Source organism: Kushneria sp. Sum13, from assembly GCF_052692355.1.
In genome coordinates this window covers 3,298,163-3,320,037 of record NZ_CP199847.1, presented here as the reverse complement: position 1 = coordinate 3,320,037, position 21,875 = coordinate 3,298,163, and the positions used below count along the sequence as shown (strand labels likewise).

At 61.3% G+C, this 21,875-nt stretch carries 18 protein-coding genes; 14 read left to right on the top strand and 4 right to left on the bottom strand.

Annotated features, from left to right (window positions below):
* Positions 1 to 24: 24 nt before the first annotated feature.
* Positions 25 to 1,290 (top strand): MFS transporter, encoded by a 1,266-nt coding sequence (locus ACUN8C_RS15360; protein WP_445620032.1) that lies wholly within the window; start codon positions 25 to 27, stop codon positions 1,288 to 1,290.
* 49 nt (positions 1,291 to 1,339) lie between these two features.
* On the opposite strand, the gene ribA is transcribed toward ACUN8C_RS15360, so the two are convergent.
* Positions 1,340 to 1,972 carry a GTP cyclohydrolase II gene (gene ribA, locus ACUN8C_RS15355; protein ID WP_445620031.1) on the bottom strand — a complete coding sequence of 211 codons (633 nt, stop codon included), beginning with the start codon at positions 1,970 to 1,972 and terminating at the stop codon, positions 1,340 to 1,342.
* Between the two features lie 213 nt (positions 1,973 to 2,185).
* On the opposite strand from ribA, the gene hemE reads away from it, so the two are divergent.
* The 12 genes from hemE (at position 2,186) to ACUN8C_RS15295 (ending at position 18,778) form a co-directional block, all read left to right on the top strand.
* Complete coding sequence (gene hemE, locus ACUN8C_RS15350) at positions 2,186 to 3,250, top strand: uroporphyrinogen decarboxylase (RefSeq protein ID WP_445620030.1); 1,065 nt, start codon at positions 2,186 to 2,188, stop codon at positions 3,248 to 3,250.
* Positions 3,251 to 3,393: 143 nt separating this feature from the next.
* The gene (locus ACUN8C_RS15345) at positions 3,394 to 3,822 is read left to right on the top strand and encodes a thiol-disulfide oxidoreductase DCC family protein (protein ID WP_445620029.1); all 429 of its coding nucleotides are present in this window, start codon (positions 3,394 to 3,396) and stop codon (positions 3,820 to 3,822) included.
* Between the two features lie 253 nt (positions 3,823 to 4,075).
* Positions 4,076 to 5,110: an amino acid ABC transporter substrate-binding protein gene (locus tag ACUN8C_RS15340; RefSeq protein WP_445620028.1), complete on the top strand. Its 1,035-nt coding sequence runs from the start codon at positions 4,076 to 4,078 to the stop codon at positions 5,108 to 5,110.
* A 92-nt stretch (positions 5,111 to 5,202) separates the two neighbouring features.
* A complete protein-coding gene (locus ACUN8C_RS15335) occupies positions 5,203 to 6,396 on the top strand; it encodes an amino acid ABC transporter permease (RefSeq protein ID WP_445620027.1) in 1,194 nt (397 codons plus the stop codon).
* A gap of 1 nt (position 6,397) precedes the next feature.
* Positions 6,398 to 7,513 carry an amino acid ABC transporter permease gene (locus tag ACUN8C_RS15330; RefSeq protein WP_445620026.1) on the top strand — a complete coding sequence of 372 codons (1,116 nt, stop codon included), beginning with the start codon at positions 6,398 to 6,400 and terminating at the stop codon, positions 7,511 to 7,513.
* Between the two features lie 100 nt (positions 7,514 to 7,613).
* Positions 7,614 to 8,342 carry an amino acid ABC transporter ATP-binding protein gene (locus ACUN8C_RS15325; RefSeq protein ID WP_445621873.1) on the top strand — a complete coding sequence of 243 codons (729 nt, stop codon included), beginning with the start codon at positions 7,614 to 7,616 and terminating at the stop codon, positions 8,340 to 8,342.
* A 223-nt stretch (positions 8,343 to 8,565) separates the two neighbouring features.
* Positions 8,566 to 10,380, top strand: coding sequence for a methyl-accepting chemotaxis protein (locus ACUN8C_RS15320; RefSeq protein WP_445620025.1), 1,815 nt, complete (start codon positions 8,566 to 8,568; stop codon positions 10,378 to 10,380).
* Positions 10,381 to 10,585: 205 nt separating this feature from the next.
* Positions 10,586 to 12,406 carry a methyl-accepting chemotaxis protein gene (locus ACUN8C_RS15315; protein WP_445620024.1) on the top strand — a complete coding sequence of 607 codons (1,821 nt, stop codon included), beginning with the start codon at positions 10,586 to 10,588 and terminating at the stop codon, positions 12,404 to 12,406.
* Between the two features lie 177 nt (positions 12,407 to 12,583).
* A complete protein-coding gene (locus ACUN8C_RS15310) occupies positions 12,584 to 14,644 on the top strand; it encodes a methyl-accepting chemotaxis protein (RefSeq protein ID WP_445620023.1) in 2,061 nt (686 codons plus the stop codon).
* 242 nt (positions 14,645 to 14,886) lie between these two features.
* On the top strand, positions 14,887 to 16,935 hold the full coding sequence (locus tag ACUN8C_RS15305) for a methyl-accepting chemotaxis protein (RefSeq protein ID WP_445620022.1): 2,049 nt from the start codon (positions 14,887 to 14,889) through the stop codon (positions 16,933 to 16,935).
* 171 nt (positions 16,936 to 17,106) lie between these two features.
* Positions 17,107 to 17,886, top strand: coding sequence for a ferredoxin--NADP reductase (locus ACUN8C_RS15300; protein WP_445620021.1), 780 nt, complete (start codon positions 17,107 to 17,109; stop codon positions 17,884 to 17,886).
* A 289-nt stretch (positions 17,887 to 18,175) separates the two neighbouring features.
* On the top strand, positions 18,176 to 18,778 hold the full coding sequence (locus ACUN8C_RS15295; protein WP_445620020.1) for an FMN-dependent NADH-azoreductase: 603 nt from the start codon (positions 18,176 to 18,178) through the stop codon (positions 18,776 to 18,778).
* Positions 18,779 to 18,901: 123 nt separating this feature from the next.
* On the opposite strand, the gene glnK is transcribed toward ACUN8C_RS15295, so the two are convergent.
* The 3 genes from glnK to ACUN8C_RS15280 all read right to left on the bottom strand — a co-directional run bounded on the left by glnK (position 18,902) and on the right by ACUN8C_RS15280 (position 20,906).
* Entirely contained in the window at positions 18,902 to 19,240 is a 339-nt protein-coding gene (gene glnK, locus ACUN8C_RS15290) for a P-II family nitrogen regulator (protein WP_086621444.1), read from the bottom strand.
* A gap of 219 nt (positions 19,241 to 19,459) precedes the next feature.
* Positions 19,460 to 20,707: an ammonium transporter gene (locus ACUN8C_RS15285; protein WP_445620019.1), complete on the bottom strand. Its 1,248-nt coding sequence runs from the start codon at positions 20,705 to 20,707 to the stop codon at positions 19,460 to 19,462.
* A gap of 4 nt (positions 20,708 to 20,711) precedes the next feature.
* Positions 20,712 to 20,906, bottom strand: a complete 195-nt coding sequence (locus ACUN8C_RS15280) for a hypothetical protein (protein WP_445620018.1) — start codon at positions 20,904 to 20,906, stop codon at positions 20,712 to 20,714.
* A 338-nt stretch (positions 20,907 to 21,244) separates the two neighbouring features.
* Between ACUN8C_RS15280 and ACUN8C_RS15275 the strand changes: the two genes are divergently transcribed.
* Positions 21,245 to 21,775: an accessory factor UbiK family protein gene (locus ACUN8C_RS15275; protein ID WP_445620017.1), complete on the top strand. Its 531-nt coding sequence runs from the start codon at positions 21,245 to 21,247 to the stop codon at positions 21,773 to 21,775.
* Positions 21,776 to 21,875: the final 100 nt, after the last annotated feature.

Sequence of the window (21,875 nt, the reverse complement as noted above, 5' to 3'; positions counted from 1 at the left end):
CAAATTCGCCCGGGGATGACTAGCATGGCCTCGCCGCTGTCGATATCGGCTGCGGCGTTCGCCATTCATTCACCGGGGAGTGTCATGAAGGTCACCGAGGCAGGATTTGAGCAACCCACCGCGCGCTATCTATGGCTGTATGTGCTGATCGTGTGGGTCGGACTCAATCTTCGCCCCTCGATTGCCGCCGTGGGCCCCCTGCTGGATCGGATTCAAAACGAGCTGTCGGTGAGCTACACCACGGCTTCCCTTCTGACCACGCTGCCGTTTCTGGCCATGGGGCTGGCCTGTTTTCAGGGCATGCAGCTGATTCGGCGCTGGGATCGACACCGCATCGTCATGGGGTCACTGACGCTGATCGGGCTGGCCTCGCTGGTACGCCTTGGCGGCGATAGCTTCATGCTGCTGGCCCTTTCGGCGATTGCGATCGGCGCGGGCATCGCCCTGATCCAGGCGCTGATGCCGGCCCTGATCAAGGTCACACTGCCCAACACGGTCGAAACCGCCACCGGGCTTTATATCGGCGCCATTATTGGCGGCGGGGCGCTGGCCTCGGGTCTGGCGCCCTGGTTTGCATCGATGGGCGGGTGGCGTCTGGGGCTGGCCGGCTGGGCCATTCTGGTGCCCGTGGCGCTTTTGCTGTGGCATCGCCTGGGCAGCCAGATGCTCACGCCGGTACCGCGTGAGCGCTCTGCCGAGGCCACGCCGCTGTCGCGTATTCCGCGAGCCTGGACGCTGGCGCTCTTTTTTGGCTTCGGCACGGCCGGCTATGCCTGCGTCATGGCGTGGCTGCCACCGTACTATCTGGCGCTGGGCTGGAGTGCCGGGGATGCCGGGCTGCTGCTGGGCTATGTGACCCTTTTGCAGGTGATCGCCAGCGTCGGTGCGCCCTTTCTGGTGCGCTACAGTCTGGACCGGCGTCGGGCCCTGTATCTGACGGTGGGAATGTCCCTGATCGGCTTTGTCGGACTGTGTTTAAAACCCGACGGCGTGGCCTTTGCCGTGCTGTGGGGCACGCTGCTGGGACTGGGCATTGGCGCGCTCTTTTCGCTCTCGGTACTGGTGCCGATGGACCATCACCGTGACCCCGCCCGAGTGGGCGACCTGGCCGCCTTCGTGCAGGGGCATGGCTATCTGGTCGCGGGGGCCGCCACGCTGCTCTCCGGCATGGCGCGTGACATGCTCTCAAGCTTTGCGACCGCCTGGATGGCGCTGGCCGTGCTGTTTGCCGCCATGCTGGTGATGAGCTGGCGCTTTGATCCGCACTACTATCCGCGCCATATCGACTGATGCATCCTCCGGGCGCTCGACAGGGCGCCCGGGGAGTGACACGCCTGATTCAGGGGTGCTCGCGGTCGACGTCACTGGCCGCTTCAAACTCATCGAGTGCCATCATGTGGCCCAGCTTGCCAACCTTGGTCGACAGGTACTGCTCGTTATGGGCATTGAGCCCGGTAGTGAGCGGTACGCGCTCGCTGATTTCGATGCCGGCCTTTTGCAGGGCGATCACTTTGCGCGGGTTGTTGGTCATCAGCCGCAGTCGGGAGATGCCGAGCTGTTCAAGCATCGGAATGCAGATGTCGTAGCGGCGCATGTCGGCTTCAAAACCAAGCGCTTCGTTGGCCTCGACCGTGTCGGCACCGCCATCCTGCAGGTGGTAAGCCCGAATCTTGTTCATCAGGCCAATGCCACGACCTTCCTGACGCAGGTACAAAAGGGCGCCGCGGCCCTCTTCGGCAATGCGCTTGAGCGCAGCCTGCAGCTGATAGCCACAGTCACATCGCATTGAAAAGAGCGCGTCACCGGTCAGGCACTCGGAGTGCACGCGACCGAGCACGGGCTCACCATCGGCGACATCGCCCAGCGTCAGGACAACATGATCCTTGCCGGTCTCGTCATCTTCAAAGCCATGCATGGTGAACGTGGCCCAGGGCATGGGGAGACGCGAACTGGCGATAAATCTGATCGTCACGGTAACCTCAATATTGTTGGCAAGCCGTCCTGTCGACTGTAGCCGCTATCCTGGCAGCGCAGGTGGCGTTTAGCTACATGTCCCACAAGGGTGCCCGGGTGATGCTCAAAAGAAGGAACTAGCCCTACATATTGCACCATGATGGCCTCTCCTGCAGCACGGCTGTCTGAGCTACAATGAAGCGACATTTTTCTGTCGGATGATCTTGTCTGCATGACTCTCCAAAATGATCGCTTTTTGCGCGCCCTGGCGCGGCAGGACGTTGACCGCACACCGGTCTGGATGATGCGCCAGGCAGGCCGCTATCTGCCTGAATATCTCAGGGTTCGAAAGCAGGCGGGCAGCTTCATGGACCTGTGCCGCAACCGCGACATGGCCTGTGAAGTGACCCTGCAGCCGCTGGAGCGCTTTGACCTGGATGCGGCGATCCTGTTTTCCGACATCCTCACCATTCCCGATGCGATGGATCTGGGGCTTTACTTCGTGCAGGGCGAAGGGCCGATGTTCAAGCGTCCGGTCCGGGACGCGGCGGCCATCAATGCCCTCAAGGCCCCCGATGCCGAGCGTGATCTTGACTATGTCATGAACGCCGTCTCGACGATTCGTCACGAACTCAACGGCCGCGTGCCGCTGATCGGCTTTTCGGGCAGCCCCTGGACGCTGGCTACCTACATGGTGGAAGGCGGACCCAGCAAGGACTTTAGACACGTCAAGGGCCTGCTCTACGGCGACCCCGCAGCGCTGCACCAGCTGCTGGACACGCTGGCCACGGCCGTGACCGACTATCTCAACGCCCAGATTCGTGCCGGTGCTCAGGCCGTGCAGATCTTTGATACCTGGGGTGGGGCGCTCTCCACGCCGGCCTACAAGGCCTTCTCGCTGGCCTACATGGAAAAGATCGTGCGGGGTCTGATTCGTGAGCATGACGGCCGCCGCGTGCCGGTGATTGTCTTTACCAAAAACGGCGGTCAGTGGCTTGAAAGCATCGCCGACATCGGTGCCGACGGCGTCGGACTGGACTGGACCACCGAAATGAGCGATGCCCGCGCCCGCGTGGGGGACAAGGTCGCCCTGCAGGGCAATCTCGACCCTTCGGCGCTGTTCGGGTCACCGAAGGTCATTCGTGATGAGGTGGCGCGCATTCTGGAAAGCTATGGTCCCGGCAATGGCCACGTGTTCAATCTGGGCCACGGCATCTCCCAGTTCACGCCGATCGAGAACGTGCAGGTCTTTATCGAGGCGTTACATGAACTCAGTCCCCAGTATCACCGAAAATAGCACCAACGCGGATAGCACCAACGCGGATAGCACCAACGCGCACTAACGCAGATAGCACCAACGCAGATAGCACCACCGCAGATAGCACCACCGCGGATAAGCCCGATGCTTCGCCTGCTGACCCGGACTGGCCGGGTCAGCTGGTGGTCTTTGACGGCGACTGTCCGCTATGTCGCCGTTCGGTGCATGCCATTGTGGCCCATGAGGCATGGACCATGACGGGTCTTGTAACCCTGCAGTCCGCGCTGGGACATCAGTTGGGAGACCATTTCGGCGAGGATGCCGAGGATCTGGACAGCATGTGGCTGATTCGTGACGGTGCCCTTTATCGCGACAGCGACGGGCTCTGGCGCACGGCGCAGTCGCTGACGCCGCCCTGGTCGGCGGCCGCCGGTCTGCGCTGGTTGCCCGTACCGCTGCGTGACGGCTGCTATCGGATGGTCGGGCGCTATCGCAAAAAACTGGCCACCGACCCCGGCATGGGCGGCGCCGTCCAGTCGCGGCTGCTGACAAGACTTACAAGGGCGCAGTGTGATCGTCTTTCCCTGCCTGCCACACTCGCCGAGACCTGATGGCGAACGTGTCCGGGCGGCATCATTATGGTGCGACGCCCCGGGCGCCGGCGCCATTATGGGACAACGCTGCTGATCAGTGGGCAGCCGTCCTGTCTTCCGGGGCTCTATAAAGCCTTCCTCTCTTCTTTAAAAACAGCGCCCTGGCGCTGTTTTTTTACATTCTGGAACACTCCTTGCAATACCGTCATGGACGTCGCGGGTCTACGCCCTCGCGTCGCATCATTCAACAACCCGGAGTGTTGCAATGAACATGACAACAAAAAAACCATGGACCTGGGCGAGTGCGGCAGGGTTGGCGCTGCTGGCCACACTGGGGCCGTCGACCTCTTTTGCGGCCACGCTTGATGATGTGAAAAGCCGTGGTCAGCTGCGCTGCGGGGTCAGCGATGGGCTGGCCGGATTCTCCTCTCCCAATGCTCAGGGGCAGTGGCAGGGCATCGATGTAGATTTCTGTCGCGCCGTGGCCGCGGCCGTGTTCGGTGATCCCGACAAGGTGAGCTTTGCCGCGCTGACGGCCAAGGAGCGCTTTACCGCGCTGCAGTCCGGTGAAGTCGATCTGCTCTCACGTAACTCGACCTGGACGGCCTCGCGGGATAACGCGATGGGTCTGACCTTTGCCGGCGTCACTTTCTATGACGGTCAGGGCATGATGGTGCGCAAGGATCTCGGGGTCTCGAGTGCGAAGGAGCTCGATGGTGCTTCGGTCTGTGTCATCTCCGGGACCACCACCGAACTTAATCTGGCGGACTATTTTCGCGCCAACGATATGGATTACAACGGCGTCAGCTTTGATGAGACCGATCAGTCGGCGGCCGGTTTTGACAGCGGGCGCTGCGATGTCCTGACCTCGGATTCTTCCCAGCTGGCTGCGCTGAGGCTGCAGCTTGCCGACCCGGAAAGCGCCGTGATTCTGCCTGAGCGCATTTCCAAGGAGCCGCTGGGCCCTGCGGTGCGCCAGGGCGACGAGCAGTGGATGAAGGTGGTGCGCTGGACGCTCTACGCCATGCTCAATGCCGAGGAGTCCGGCATTACCAGTGCCAACGTCGACGAGATGCGCGACAGCCCCAAAACGCCGGATGATGCGCGCCTGCTGGGCCGCGACGGCAACTTTGGCGAGCAGATGGGACTTTCCAATGATTGGGCCTATAACATCATCAAGGGCGTGGGCAACTACGGCGAAATCTTTGAGCGCAATGTCGGCATGGATTCGCCGCTGAAACTTGAGCGAAGCGAAAACGCGCTGTGGAACGACGGCGGGCTGCAATACGGGATGCCGGTGCGATAGAGCACCAGTGACGCGCGCCATTCGGCGCGCGCTGTCCCTGATGCGGGGTCGGTCGCAGGGGCCGGCCATCATGCCACTGGAGAATACTGCTCATGTTGCGTCCCTCCGTTTCCATCCCGCGCCGCGGTCGCGGGCCGCTTTGGCGTGACCCGGCGGTGCGGGCCCTTTTCTTTCAGGTGCTGTTACTGGCGATGGTGCTGGGCACCATTGGTTTTTTGATCCACAACACCATGGCGAACCTGGACGCCCGGGGCATTCGCACCGGGTTTGAATTTCTTGATCATCGGGCCGGCTTTCCTGTTTCCCAGACCCTGATCGACTATTCCAGCAACACCAGTACCTATGGGCGCACCTTTCTGGTCGGGCTTGCCAATACACTGCTGGTCTCCGCACTGGGTATCGTTGTCGCCACGATCATTGGATTTCTGGTCGGCCTGGCAAGGCTCTCTCCCAACTGGCTGCTGGCGCGGCTGGCCGGGGCTTACGTCGAGATCTTTCGCAATATTCCGCTGCTGTTACAGATCCTGTTCTGGTACTTCGCGGTGCTGCGCACTCTGCCCTCGCCGCGTCAGAGCCTCTCGCTGCTGGACAGTTTTTATCTCAACGTGCGCGGGCTGATCATGCCTGCCCCCGAGGCGCAGGCCGGCTTCATGGCAACACCGCTGGCACTGGCGGCCGCGGTGGTGGGCGTGATCGTGCTGGTGATCATCGCGCGTCGGCGTCAGGCGGCGACCGGACAGCAGTGGCCGGTATTGCCCCTGAGCCTTTTGATGTTGATCGGCCTGCCGCTGGCGACGTTCTGGATGACCGGTGCGCCGCTTGAGTGGTCGGTGCCCGAGCTTTCCGGCTTCAATTTTCGCGGCGGCATGCAGGTGTTGCCGGAGCTGGTGGCGCTGTGGATGGCGCTGTCGATCTATACCGCGGCCTTTATCGCCGAGATCGTGCGCTCGGGCATTCAGTCGGTGCCGCATGGCCAGACCGAGGCGGCGCGCTCGTTGTCGCTGCCCGGCAGACTGACCATGCGCCGAATCGTCATTCCCCAGGCCATGCGGGTGATGGTGCCGCAGGTGACCAGCCAGTATCTCAATTTGATCAAGAACTCATCATTGGCCACGGCCATCGGTTATCCCGATCTGGTCGCGGTCTTTGCCGGCACCACGCTCAATCAGACCGGGCAGGCCATCGAGGTCATGACCATGACGATGCTGGTTTATCTGAGCATCTCGCTGATCGTGTCGGTGCTCATGAATCTCTACAACGCGCGCATGTCGCTCAAGGAGCGTTGAGATGGCTGCCATATCTTCTGACAGTGAAGAGAGGCTCATCGCCTCACGCCCGCCACCCACGCCACAGGGTGGGGTGGTGCACTGGCTGCGCACGCGGCTGTTCTCGGGGCCGATCAATAGTGTGGTCTCGATCGTGACGCTACTGCTGGTGGTGCGCCTGGTGTGGCCGGTCATCGACTGGGCGCTGATTCAGGCCGACTGGGTGGGCAGTTCGCGCGCCGACTGCACCAGTGACGGCGCCTGCTGGGTGTTCATTTCCACCCGCTGGAGTCAGATCGTCTACGGCTTTTACCCGCTGGCCGAGCGCTGGCGGGTGGATATTGTGCTGGGACTTTTTTTTACGCTGATCGCCTGGCTGGTGCTGCCACGTCTGCCGGGCAAGAGAACGGCGGCGCTGATGGCGCTGGTGGGCCTGCCGATCATCGCCTGGGTGTTGCTGCTCGGCGGCATGTTCGGATTGTCTCACGTGCCGACCCGGGCCTGGGGCGGGCTGATGCTGACGCTGACCATTGCCACGGTGGGCATCGTGGGCTCGCTGCCGCTGGGTGTCCTGCTGGCACTGGGGCGGCGCTCGAAGATGCCCCTGGTGCGGGCCATCTGCGTGATCTTTATCGAGTTCTGGCGCGGCGTGCCGCTGATTACTGTGCTGTTCATGTCGTCGGTGATGCTGCCGCTGTTTGTGCCGGCCAACGTGGAGTTTGACAAGCTGCTGCGGGCGCTGATCGGCATCATGCTGTTCTGGAGTGCCTACATGGCGGAAGTGGTGCGCAGCGGCCTGCAGGCCATCGACAAGGGGCAGGGTGAGGCCGGTGCCGCGCTGGGGCTGGGCTACTGGCTGCGTATGCGCCTGATCATTCTGCCCCAGGCGCTCAAACTGGTGATCCCGGGCATCGTCAATACGTTCATTGCGCTGTTCAAGGACACCTCGCTGGTACTGATCATCGGGCTTTTCGATGTGCTGTCCATCATTCAGGCGGGACTGACCGACAGCGACTGGCTGGGCTTTGCCATCGAAGGCTATGTCTTCGCGGCGCTGGTGTTCTGGGTGTTCTGCTTTGGCATGTCGCGCTATAGCCAGCACCTGGAGCGTCGTCTCGATACCGGCCATCAACACTAGTGCCAACCACCATCAGCACGGCCCATGAGCGCCGTGTACCGGAGTGTTCTTCATGAGCGATACCCAGCACAGGCCGGCCGCCACGGGGGAAGCCACCCCCATGGTGACGATATCGCGGCTGAATAAATGGTACGGAGACTTTCATGTTCTGCGCGACATCGATCTGAACGTGGCCCGCGGCGAGCGCATTGTCATCTGTGGGCCGTCGGGGTCGGGCAAGTCGACCCTGATTCGCTGTATCAACCATCTGGAGGCGCATCAGCAGGGCGAGATCGTGGTCAATGGCATTCCCATGACCAACGATGTCAAACGCATCGAGCAGATCCGGCGCAATGTCGGCATGGTCTTTCAGCACTTCAATCTCTTTCCCCACCTTACGGTGCTGGAAAACTGCTGTCTCTCGCCCATCTGGGTGCAGAAAAAGCCGCGGCGCGAGGCTGAAAAAAGCGCGATGGAATATCTGGAGCGGGTGCGCATCGCCAATCAGGCACACAAGTATCCGGGACAGCTCTCCGGTGGGCAGCAGCAGCGCGTGGCGATTGCGCGGGCGCTGTGCATGCATCCGGAGGTGATGCTCTTTGACGAGCCGACCTCGGCACTGGACCCGGAGATGATCAAGGAGGTGCTCGACGTCATGATCGAGCTGGCCCATGAAGGCATGACCATGCTGTGCGTCACCCATGAAATGGGCTTTGCCCGGACGGTGGCGGATCGGGTGATCTTCATGGATGAAGGCCAGATCGTGGAGTCCGCCCCGCCCGAAACCTTTTTCAACGAGCCGCGCTCAGCACGCACCCGCGAATTTCTTGGCCAGATCCTGGGGCACTAGCCCTGATGGTCATGGGGCGGTGGCCTGTCTGACTGGTGCATCGTCTGACTGGTGGATTGTCTGACTGATAAATTGTCTGGCCGGTCGAGGCCTGACCGGTTTTTAAGGCCTGTCGGTTTTTTTAATTCCTTTACTCCTTGAGGCTTCGATCTGCTCAAGCCAGGGCCCTGGCGCGTCGTTAATCAGAAACGTTTCTGAGTCATCATAATCAAGGGCCTTGTCCATGCGGCGCTCCATCGGTACCCGTATTCAGCTGATCTGTATTGCCCTGGTGGTCACGGCACTGGTCGTCACCGGTGCCACAATCTATATCGCCAGCCGTGAGGCGCAGCTTGCCAGTGCGCAGCAAAATGCCGCGACGCTTGGCAACAGCGGCGCCGGCGCCATCGGCCAGTGGTTTGAGACCCGACGGGGAATCGTTGAGTCGATCGCGCATCATCTTGATGACGGCGATGTCATGGCGGGCCTTGTGAAGGGCAACGACGCCGGCAAGCTACTGGCCACCTATGTCGCCTGGCAGGACGGCCGGACCCTGTTTTCCGATCAGTGGGAGGCACCTTCCGACTACGTGGCCAGCGAGCGCGAGTGGTATCAAAAGGCCGTGGCCGCCGGCCATACCATCATTACCGAGCCCTACATTGACGCCACCTCCGGTGGCCTGGTGCTCTCCTTTGCCACGCCGGTCATGGACGGTGGTCGTCCCACCGGGGTAGTGGCTGCTGACGCCGTCATTACCCAGGTCAGCGCCCAGACGCTGAAGATCCGACCGACCCCCTCAAGCTTTGTCTTTATCACCGACGGCAATGGCCGAATCCTGGTGCATGCCGATGCCAAACGCATTCTCAAGCCGTCCACCGACCTGTCACCGGCACTGAGCGCCAAGGCGCTGGCCGACATGGGGCGACGCGATGCGCTGACCGATGTCAGCATCAATGGTCGCGACTACCTGATTTCGGCCACCCCCATCCCGGGCGTGGACTGGCAGCTCAATATCGCTCTTGATCGTCATGAGGCCCTTGCGGGGCTGGCCTCGATTCGCAATACCACGCTGGCAGCGCTTTTAATCAGTACGCTGGTGGCGGGCGTTGTGTTGTGGCTGGCGCTCAGGCCGGTGCTGGCCCGTCTTCGCCGGGCACGCGAAGCCATGGAGAATGTGGCCAACGGCGAGGGCGACCTGACCCGGCGCCTGCCGGTCGAGGGCAGCGATGAAATTTCCGCCATTGCGACGGCCTTCAATGCCTTTGCCGATCGCATGAACGATACGCTGATCGAGATTCGCGATGCTTCAAGCCAGGTCCAGAATGCGGCCGGTGAAATCTCCTCCGGCGGGCACGACCTCTCCCGGCGCACCGAGAATACGGCAGCCAGTCTGGAACAATCGGCGGCGGCCATGGAAGAGCTGACCAGCACGGTCGAGCATTCGGCCACTTCCACGAAGGAAGCCAACGGCCTGGCCTTTGATGCCGCCTCCATGGCGCGCGGTGGCGGCGAGCAGATGCAGGTCGTGGTGGCCACCATGTCGCGTATCCGCGAGACGTCTGGAAAAATCGAATCAATTGTCGATGTCATTGATGGCATTGCCTTCCAGACCAATCTGCTGGCACTGAACGCCTCGGTCGAGGCGGCGCGGGCCGGCGAACAGGGCCGCGGATTCGCGGTGGTGGCGCAGGAGGTGCGCAACCTCGCCAACCGCAGTGCCCAGGCGGCCACGGACATCAAGACGCTGATCACCACCTCGAGCCATGAGACGGTCCGCGGTGCGGAACTGGTCAATGCCGCCAGCCAGGCGATGGGCGAGATCGTGGGCAAGGTCGGGCGGGTCAGTACGGTGATCGACGAGCTCAGTCGCGCCACCAGCGAGCAGTCCACCGGCATCGGTCAGGTCAATCAGGCGATTACCCAGCTTGATGACATGACCCAGCAAAACGCTGCGCTGGTCGAGCAGTCGGCCGCCGCCGCCGAGTCGCTCAGCCAGCAGGCGCAGCGGCTGGCCACCACGGTGGGTGCCTTCAGGCTGCGCGAGCGCAGCGTCTACTGACGTTCGATCCCGGCCCGTTTCCGGGCCATCACATCAGGGCCTCGTCACGGTGATGCGTGCCGGGGCCTTTTCGTGGGTCCGGATCATGTTGATCGCTATCGATGCTATAGCCGCAGTATGGGTCGGTCAGGGTCAAGTCGAACGATGCAGGCGCCGTTATGACCTGACAGGTGTTCTGTACACATCAACGACAAGAGACCCGGCCGTGCTGACTTCCATTCGTACCCGAATTCTGGTGTTTTGCCTGGCGATCGTAATGCTGGCTCTGGTGCTGACCGGCATCGCCACTTATTACGTCACCAGTCAGTACAATACCCAATCCATCACCCATTCCCAGGCGGCGGTGGCCGAAGGCTACACCACGGCCATCAGTGAATGGAGCCAGGCCAAAAGGGATGTGGTCGAAGCCACCGGTCGTCAGGCGCTGACCGACGATGCCCTGTCGCGGTTTATCCTGGCTGCGGATGCCGGTGACATGATTACGGTCTATGCCGGCTTCAGTGATGATCGCTACATTACCAGCGACGTCGACTGGGAGATTCCACCGACCTACAAGCCGACCCAGCGCCCCTGGTATCAACAGGCCTTTGCGGCCGGGCATACCATTGCCACGCTGCCCTACCTGGATGCCTCTTCCGGCAAGATGGTGGTCTCCTTTGCCTCGCCCATCGTGCGTGAGGGGCAGACCGTCGGCGTGGTCAGCTCGGATGTGGACATGGACAGTGTCATCGATACCGTCAACGCCGTTGATCCCACGCCGCACAGCTATGCCTTCATGGTCAACTCTGATGGCATCATGATCGCCCATTCCGACAAGTCCTTGATCCTGAAGCCGGCCACCGAGCTGGACGCGGGGCTGACCTCGCAGACCCTGTCACAGATGGCCGGTTCGGACCGGCTGCGTGAGATGACCCTGCGCGGTCAGGATGTGCTGTTGTCGGCAGTGCCGATTGAAGGCACCAGCTGGACGCTGGTCATGGCGCTGGATCGTGGCGAGGCCATGGCCGGCATGGTGAGTCTGGTCAAGACCACTGTGGTGGCCCTGATCGTGGTGGGTATTCTTGCCGCCCTTGTGATCTGGGCACTGCTGACGCCGATTTTCCGCCGCATGCATGAAGTGCGCGATGCGATGCAGGATGTCAGCGCAGGCGAGGGCGATTTGAGCCAGCGGCTGCCGCTGTCGGCCCGCAATGATGAGGTCAACCAGATTGCAGCATCGTTTAACCGGTTCGTTGAGCGCATCGATCATGTCATGAGCGATGTGCGCGACAGCAGCGAGAACGTGCGCATGGCGTCTTCCGAGATCTCGACCGGCAGCATGGACCTGTCACGACGTACCGAGACGACGGCGGCAAGCCTTGAGCAGTCGGCCGCTGCCATGGAGCAGCTGACCAGTACGGTGGCCAACTCTACCGAATCCTCGCGCCACGCCGCCCAGCTGACCGCACAGGCCACAAAGGCGGCCGAAGAGGGCGGGCAGGTGATGACCGAGGTGGTCGGCACCATGAGCGATATCAGCGCCTCATCCAGCGAGATTGCCAATATCATTGGGGTGATCGATTCGATTGCCTTCCAGACCAACCTGCTGGCGCTCAACGCCTCTGTAGAAGCGGCGCGTGCCGGCGAGCAGGGTCGAGGGTTTGCGGTCGTGGCCGCCGAGGTCCGAACCCTGGCCAACCGCAGCACCCAGGCGGCCCGTGACATCAAGCAGCTCATTGATGCCTCGGTGACCAAAACCGTCAACGGCCAGGCGCTGGTGCAAAAGGCCGGTGAGCGCATGGAAGATATCGTCAGCCAGATCAAGCGGGTCAATGGCTTGATCACCGAGGTCACCACCGCTGCCAATGAACAAAATACCGGGATCTCCCAGGTCAATCAGGCGGTCACCCAGCTGGATCAGATGACCCAGGAAAACGCCGCTCTGGTGGAAGAGTCCGCGGCGGCCTCGGATTCGCTTTCCCAGGAAGCACAGCGACTGTCACAGATTATCGGTGTGTTCCGGCTCAGCAAGCGTACGCCCGCCTGATGTCATCTCCTGAAACGGCCCTGCGGGGCCGTTTTTTTGTCCGTTGAAGTACGTCTGTTGATCAGTACGTCTTTTGATTAGTGCGTCTGTTGATCAAGTCCAGCGCTGACGTCGCCGTTATTGCCCTTAACTTCCTGCGTGGCGCCGGCCCGCGTTTGCAACCCATGGTAACGCCTCATGATGCAGTTCAAGTCCATTCGTACCTTTGTGACCATTACGGCAGGCGCCTGTCTGCTGGCGGTGGTTGTCGTGCTGGTGCTGTATTCGCTGGTCGCCATGACCCGAGCCCAGCAGCAGACGGCCAGTCGCACCGAAGCGCAGCTCAACGAGTCGATTGAAGCGCGCCTGCAGGCGATGGGCCGAGCGCAGGCCAGCGAGATCAGCGTCCGCCTTGAAAAGGCGTTGCAGACCGCCGAAGAACTGGCGCAGACCAACGCCATGATGGCCCAGGGTAGTGACGGCGTGGCGGGGCTCTCCATTGATCGCCGCGACATGTCTCGCATCGTGCGCCAGCGCGTGATCGACAATCCCGAACTGCTTGATGCCTTCATCGGCTGGGAGCCCAACGCCTTCGATAACGACGCCGATCATCAGGGCCAGACTGCGCTGGGCTACGGCGAGAATGGCCGCTTCATGCCCTGGTGGTATCGCACAGAGACCGGCAGCGTTGAGGTGCTGGGGCTTGGAGATACCATGGAGAGCACGAAGGCCCAGGCCAACGGCGTCCGTGAGGGCGAATACTACCTGTGTACGCGTGAAACGAAGCGTGCCTGCGTGATCGACCCGGCCCCCTATGACTACAACGGCAACACCATTCTGGTGACTTCATTCAATGCGCCCATCCTGGTCAATGGCACCTTCCGCGGCAGTGCCGGGGTGGATCTGTCGCTGGCCTTCATTCAGGGCATGCTCGTTGAGGCCAATCAAGGCCTCTATAACGGCGCGGGCAGCATCGCGCTGGTCTCGACCAATGGCACCATCGTGGGCTATTCGGGCAACGCGCAAAGCCCCGGCAAGCCGGCCGGCCAGTTCTTCAATGCAGAAACTGCCCAACAGCTGATCAGTGGCAGCGACCGCTCGATCATGACCACCGCCGGTGATGATCTAAGCCTGCAACTGCCGGTCACCATCGGGGATCAGGCGCGCTGGCAGCTGATGCTGCGGGTGCCCAAAAGCGCGGTCTATGCTGATTTTACGGCGCTGCAGCAGGAGCTTGCCGACCAGCAGCGACAGGCATTGCTGGCCATGACGCTGGTGGGCATTTTGATCAGCGCGCTGGGGCTGGGGGCGATCTGGATGGTGGGTCGCCGCATTGCCCGTCCGCTGAAGTTTCTGGCCGAGCGCATGCGCCAGATTGCCAATGGTGACGGTGACCTGACCCAGCGCCTGCCGGTGATGGGGCGTGATGAGCCGGCACAGCTGGCCGAAGCCTTCAACAGTTTTGTCGATCGGATGGAAACGGTGCTGATCGATATTCGTGACTCGAGCCATTCGGTACAGCTGGCGGCGGCTGAAATCTCCTCGGGCAGCCATGATCTCTCCCGGCGCACCGAGAATACGGCCGCCAACCTGGAAGAGTCGGCCGCGGCCATGGAGCAGCTGACCAGCACGGTCGAGCATTCGGCCACCTCCACGAAAGAGGCCAACGGCCTGGCCCATGAAGCGGCCTCGATGGCCCGCGGCGGCGGCAAACAGATGAGCAGTGTGGTCGCCACCATGTCGCGCATTCGCGAGACGTCCGGCAAGATCGAATCGATTGTCGATGTCATTGAGGGCATCGCCTTCCAGACCAACCTGCTGGCGCTGAATGCCTCGGTCGAGGCGGCGCGTGCCGGCGAGCACGGCCGCGGTTTTGCGGTGGTGGCCCAGGAAGTGCGCAACCTCGCCAACCGCAGTGCCCAGGCGGCCACCGACATCAAGACGCTGATCACCACCTCGAGTCATGAAACGGTCAGCGGCGCGGAGCTGGTCAATGCTGCCAGTCAGGCGATGGGCGAGATCGTGGAGCGGGTCGGGCGGGTCAGCACGGTCATTGAGGAACTCAGTCGCGCCACCAGCGAGCAGTCCACCGGCATCGGCCAGGTCAATCAGGCGATTACACAGCTCGATGACATGACCCAGCAAAACGCCGCGCTGGTCGAGCAGTCGGCCGCCGCTGCCGAGTCGCTCAGCCAGCAGGCGCAGCGGCTGTCCAATACGGTAGGTGCCTTCAGACTGCGCGAGCAGGGCGTGTTCTGATCCGCGATGATGCTGTCCTTTCAGCCCCTGTCACGATGCGATCGTGGCGGGGGCTTTGCATTGGCGCCCGCCGTCTGTCACAGCGCTTAAATTGTCTGCCACCTTGGTCGAGTTTGATCAAGATCAATTTTTTCGGGCCGTTATAGCTTTCAGGCACGAACGATGACGCTGTTCCCATCATCTCTCGGACCGATATATCCAAAGGGGTTTTTATCAGCCATTGAGAGCCATGGTGATGCATCATGATGCAGTTCAGATCCATTCGTAACTTTGTCACCGTAACAGCAGGCGCCTGTCTGTTGGCGGTGGTGGTCGTGCTGGTGCTGTATTCGTTGATGGCCATGACCCGAACCCAGCAACAAACGGCCAGCCGTACCGAGGCGCAGCTCAGCGAATCCATTCAGGCCCGCCTGCAGGCGCTTGGGGAGGCTCAGGCCAGCGATATCAGTGCACGCCTTGGCAATGCGCTGCAAACGGCCACGGAACTTGCCAATACCAATGCCATGATGGCGCGCTCAAACACGGGGGAGGCGCTGCTGCCGATCAACCGTCAGGTGATGTCCAACATCGTTCGCCAGCGCGTGATCAACAATCCCGACCTGCTGGATGCCTTCGTGGGCTGGGAGCCCAACGCCTTTGACCGTGACGCCGATTATCAGGGCCAGACCGCGCTGGGCTACGGCGAGGATGGCCGCTTCATGCCCTGGTGGTATCGCACCGAAAGCGGCAGTATCGAAGTGCTGGGGCTGGGCAAGGGCATGGAAAGCGCCAAGGTGATGGATAGCGGCATCCGCGAAGGTGAATACTATCTGTGTACCCGCGAGACCGGCCGTGCCTGTGTCACCGACCCGCATCCCTATGACTACAACGGCAAGACCATTCTGGTTACCTCGTTCAACGTGCCGATCATGGTGGGCGGCACCTTCCGCGGCAGTGCCGGTGTGGATCTGTCGCTGGATTTCATTCAGAGCATTCTCGTTGATGCCAACAAGGGTCTTTATCAAGGCACGGGCAGTATTGCTCTGGTGTCGGATGCCGGAACCATCGTGGGATATTCAGGCGAGGCCGCAAGCCCCGGCAAGCCGGCCGGCCAGTTCTTTAATGCAGAGACGGCCCGGCAGCTGGTCAGTGGTGGTGATCGCTCGATCATGACCACCGCCGGTGATGATCTAAGCCTGCAACTGCCGGTGGATATCGGCGATAACACCCGGTGGCAGCTGATGCTGCGGGTGCCCAAAAGCGCCGTGTATGCCGACTTCAACGCCCTGCAAAACGAGCTTGCCGCTCAGCAGCGCAGCGCACTGGTGACCATGTCGCTGGTCGGGCTTCTGGTCAGCGCGCTGGGGCTGGCAGCGATCTGGATGGTCGGTCGTCGCATCGCCCGTCCGCTGAAGAACATGGCCGAGCGCATGCGCCAGATTGCCAACGGTGACGGGGATCTGACCCAGCGCCTGCCGGTAATGGGGCGCGATGAGCCGGCGCAGCTGGCAGAAGCCTTCAACAGCTTTGTTGATCGCATGGAAACCGTTTTGATCGACATTCGTGACTCGAGCCACTCGGTGCAGCTCGCGGCGGCCGAAATCTCCGCCGGCGGCCATGACCTGTCCCGACGTACCGAAACCACGGCGGCCAATCTGGAAGAATCTGCCGCCGCGATGGAAGAGCTGACCAGTACAGTCGAGCATTCGGCCACCTCAACGAAAGAGGCCAACGGTCTGGCCCATGAAGCGGCTACCATGGCCCGCAGCGGCGGTGACCAGATGCAGCGTGTGGTCGCGACCATGGCCCGCATCCGCGAGACCTCGGGCAAAATCGAATCGATTGTCGATGTGATCGACGGGATCGCGTTTCAGACCAACCTGTTGGCGCTGAATGCCTCGGTTGAGGCTGCACGGGCCGGTGAGCAGGGGCGTGGTTTCGCGGTGGTGGCACAAGAGGTCAGGAATCTGGCCAACCGTAGTGCTCAGGCCGCCACGGACATCAAGTCGCTGATCACCACCTCAAGCAGCGAAACCACCAGCGGCGCCGAGCTTGTCAGCACCACCAGTCATGCGATGGGTGAGATTGTCGAGCGGGTCGGTCGGGTCAGTACGGTCATTGAGGAGCTCAGCCGCGCCACCAACGAGCAGTCCACGGGCATCGGTCAGGTCAATCAGGCGATCACGCAGCTTGATGACATGACCCAGCAAAACGCTGCGCTGGTCGAGGAGTCAGCCGCGGCGGCTGAATCGCTCAGCCAGCAGGCGCAGCGACTGGCCACCACGGTAGGTGCCTTCCGGCTGAGTCATTAAGTTTCGGGGGGAGAGATCAAAAGGCCACACTTCGGTGTGGCCTTTTTTGATGGAGGGGAGGCATTGGCCGTGAGGAAGGCGCGTACGTGCAGTGACGCCCGCGGGCGCAATGTCTAGAATAGGCCCACTTACCCATTGCAAATGCGACCCATTGTCAGGGAGTTCTCCAACGTGTCCAGCAAGTTTGCTACCACCGAAGTCCTGAGCGTTCATCACTGGAACGATTCGCTATTCAGCTTTCGCACCACTCGAGAGGACAGCCTGCGCTTTAAAAACGGCCAGTTCGTGATGATCGGGCTCGAGGCCGACGGCAAGCCGCTGACGCGTGCCTACTCGATCGCCAGCCCCAACTGGGAAGAGCATCTGGAGTTTTTCTCGATCAAGGTGCAGGACGGTCCGCTGACCTCAAGGCTTCAGCACCTCAAGGTCGGCGATTCGCTGCTGGTCAGTCGCAAGCCGACCGGCACGTTGGTGCTCGATGATCTCAAGGAAGGGCGTCATCTCTACATGCTCTCCACCGGTACGGGCCTTGCGCCGTTTTTGAGCCTGATTCAGGACCCGGAAGTCTACGAGCGCTTTGACAAGGTCATTTTGATCCATGGCGTGCGCACTGTCAGTGAACTGGCCTATCAGGCGTTCATCACCCGTGACCTGCCCAACCACGAGCTGCTGGGCGAGGAGATCAGCGAGAAACTGATCTACTACCCGACCGTGACACGCGAGGATTTCCATACCATGGGGCGTCTGACCGATCACATCCGCTCCGGCAGGCTGGCCGCCGATATCGGTCTGCCGCAAATGACTCCCGAACATGACCGCGCCATGATTTGTGGCAGCCCGGCCATGCTCGAGGAGAGTAGTCAGGTCCTCAATGAGCTGGGCTTTACCATCTCGCCGCGCATGGGCGAGCCGGGGGACTACGTGATCGAACGCGCCTTTGTCGAGAAATAGAATCGGGGTCGAGAACCAGAACCGGGGCAAAAATCAGAACCGGGCCGAGAAATAGAACCGGGGTCGAGAAAGCGAACCGGCATTGATAAGTCGTATCGGTTCATGACACCACAAGGCGTCGGGCTTCGGGTCCGGCGCTTTTTTGTGTCCTGAAAACCGACAGGACGCGTCTTTTGATGCATTCGATAAAAACGAATGAAAAGCGGCAATTATTGCGCTTCACCTTCAATTAAATGGGCGTGTAAAGTGGCGCTATTCCGTTCTTCTGCCCACTTTCAAGGATAAAAGCATGTCGAAAGCACTGATTCTCAAATCCAGCATTCTTGGCGAGCATTCCCAGTCCAGCCAGCTGGCGGACTATCTGGGCGATCGGTTTGAAAGTCGTCACGGGGCCGGCAGCGTCACTGTTCGCGATCTGGCCGGTACGCCTGTCGAGGTGCTGGACGCCGAGCTGATGGCCGCCCTGCGGGGTAGCGTGGCCGAGCCGACACCGGCCCAGCAGGATGCGCTGGCGCTTTCGGATACGCTGGTCGAGGAGCTGAAAAGCCACGACACCATCGTCGTCACGGCCCCGATGTATAATTTCAACATCCCGACCCAGCTCAAGACCTGGTGTGATTTCGTGGCACGTGCCGGTGTCACGTTCCGCTATACCGAGCAGGGGCCGGAGGGGTTCATCACCGGCAAGCGCGTGATCGTGCTGACCACGCGTGGCGGCCTGCACCGCGATACCGATCATGATCTGGTCACGCCCTACCTGCGCACCTTCCTGGGCTTTCTGGGCATGACCGATATCGAGTTCGTCTATGCCGAGGGGCTGGGCATGGGCGAAGAAGCGGTCAGTACTGCTCAGGCTTCTGCCCGCGCCGAGATCGATGCGCTGTCGCTGTAAACGCGCTCCCGGACACAAAAAAACCCGCCAATCGGCGGGTTTTTTTGTGTCCGTAGTACTTTGGTATCCATAGTACTTTGATATACGTAGCACCTTGATATCCGAAGTCTCCGGAGCGCTGGTTCAGACGGCGTCCTGGCCGGTTTCGCCGGTACGGATACGGATCACCTGCTCCAGCGGGGCGACAAAGATCTTGCCGTCACCGATCTTGCCGGTGTTGGCCACCGAGGTGATGGCCTCGATGATCTGATCGACCATGGCATCGTCCACGGCCACCTCGATCTTGACCTTGGGCAGGAAGTCGACCACGTACTCGGCGCCGCGATACAGCTCGGTATGGCCTTTCTGACGACCGAAGCCCTTGACCTCCGTCACGGTTATCCCCTGAACGCCAACCTCGGAGAGCGACTCGCGTACGTCATCGAGCTTGAAGGGTTTGATGATGGCAGATACCAGTTTCATCTTTCGTGTCCTCACCTGATCGTCATGGAGTGGGTAGGGCCGCTGCCCTGTGATTCAAGCATACAGTGCCGCTTACCGGTTGAAAAAACATGATTGCCGCCAAAGGTCAGGCGTCGTGTCATGCCGGCATGAATGCTGCGGTCATACATCATGGCCTGGTGCATGAAAAGGGCACCCTTGCCGGGTGCCCGAAACAGTGCGGATCGGACAGGCAATTGCCTAGCGCTTGCCGCCGGTGAACTCAGGATAGGCTTCCAGTCCGCATTCAGCGACATCCACGCCTTCATACTCTTCTTCTGCACTGACGCGTACCCCCATGATGGCCTTGATCGCCAGCCATACGACAAGGCTTGCCACGAACGTCCAGATGAAGATGGTCGCCATGCCCAGAAGCTGAGCGCCAAAGCCGGCATCCCCATCGGTCAGCGGGACGGCCAGAAGGCCCCAGATGCCCACAACGCCATGCACTGAAATGGCGCCGACCGGATCATCGATGCGCAGCTTGTCCAGCGCCACGATCGCAAACACGACCAGCACACCGCCCACGGCACCCACCAGGGTGGCGGCCAGAATGCTCGGTGCCGAAGGGCCGGCCGTGATGGCGACAAGACCTGCCAGCGCGCCGTTGAGGCCCATGGTGAGATCGGCCTTGCGAAACCACAGTCGCGCCAGAATCAGGGCGGCAATCACGCCACCGCAGGCGGCGGCATTGGTGTTGGCAAACACCTGAGCCACGGCATTGGCACTGCTGATATCGGAGAGCTTGAGTTCCGAGCCACCATTAAAGCCCAGCCAGCCCAGCCACAGGATAAAGGTGCCCAGTGTGGCCATTGGCATGTTGGCGCCGGGGATGGCATTGATGGCGCCATTCTTGCCGTACTTGCCCTGCCGCGGACCCAGTACCAGCACGCCAGCCAGTGCCGCGGCCGCACCGCACAGGTGCACGATGCCGGAACCGGCGTAATCGCTGAAACCGGCTGCATCCAGAAAACCACCGCCCCAGGACCAGTAGGCCTGCACCGGGTAGATCAGACCGGTCATGAACACGGCAAACAAAAGAAAGGACCAGAGCTTCATACGCTCGGCCACGGCGCCGGAAACGATCGACATGGCCGTGGCCACGAACACGACCTGAAAGAAGAAGTCCGAGCGGGCGGCGTAATAGGTGTCGCCACCGCTTGAGAGCACGTCATCCATGCTGTGTTCGGCGCCGATCAGAAAGCCGAAGTCGGGCAGAACGCTGCCGCCATCGCCCAGATAGACAATGTGATAGCCGACCAGCATGTACATGGTGCAGGCAATGGCAAACAGCGCCATGTTCTTGGTCAGGATCTCGGTGGTGTTCTTGGCCCGGACCAGCCCGGCTTCCAGCATCGAGAAGCCGGCGGCCATCCAGAGCACCAGCGCACCGCAGATCAGAAAATAAAAGGTATCAAGTGCGTACTGCACTTCTACAAGTTCGTTCATGTGATTATATCCTTGCAGCCGGAGTCTGGACGGCGTCAGTGCCACGTTCGCCGGTACGAATGCAGATGACATCTGTCGATGTCACGAAAGGCTTCTCGCCAATGATCCGATGGTCGTTTTCCGAGGCGCTGCGAACGCCCGGGAGGGCGCGCACGTTGCAGGGCACAAGGGGCTGGATCATGGTCGTGATGCGTGTCATGTGTTATCTCCCCCTGATCAGGGTGACCGACGCCCTCTCATTACATGGCAGGCAATGTGCCATCACGGCAGGAGTGCTTTAAAAACAGATATTTATTAATGATTCGGCCCTTGAGTAAGATCATGTAAGCACCACAATTGCGCATCAACGGCCCCCGGGTGCACTAAAATGATCTGATGAGTACACGGCAATGCGCGCTTTTGGTGCGTTGCGGTTTTTAGGCGTTCCGGCGTCATGTTGCGTATCCTGTAGGCAGGTATTGTTGGCAGGCATCTCGGGTGTGATGCGGCCGACCCTCTCTTTCAGGGAATACAGACAACATCAGAGGAAGGGCAGACATGGCAAAGCACGATATTTTTGGACGACTGGCGCAGCAGGTCGGCGAGCGTCTGCAGGACGTCTCTCGTGGGCCCGAGGAAATCCAGCGTACGGTACAAAGCGCCATGCGCAGCGCCTTTGATCGCATGGAGCTGGTCTCGCGCGAGGATTTCGACGTCATGATGGAGGTGCTTCAGCGCACCCGTTCGCGCGTGGAAGCGCTGGAAAAGCAGGTCACCCGTCTGGAAGCCGCCCTTGATGAGCGTGACGGCAAGCCGGCTGCCGGCGTCACACCTTCCGAGATGAGTGCCGCCGCCGCCCCCGGAGGGGCCAGCACGACCGCCGAGGCCGAGCGTCTGGCCGGTGAGCATGACGCCCCGGCCGCCGCCGTCGGCACTGGCAGCCATGCCACCGATAGCGCCGGCAGCGCCTCGGACACCGCCAAACCCGCCAGCGCCGCGGCTTCAAAGGCCGCCGGCAAGACGACCCGCGGCAGCGGCAAGCGGGCCTCCGGTTCTGATGACCAAAGCGGGCAGGGCACCGCGGATTGAACCCGCCTGACCCCTCTTGCACTGACAGCACCGCCTTTTGGCGGTGCTGTTGTTTTGGGCAATGCTGTTGCTCCAGCAATGCTTTTGTGTCGAGTAGTGC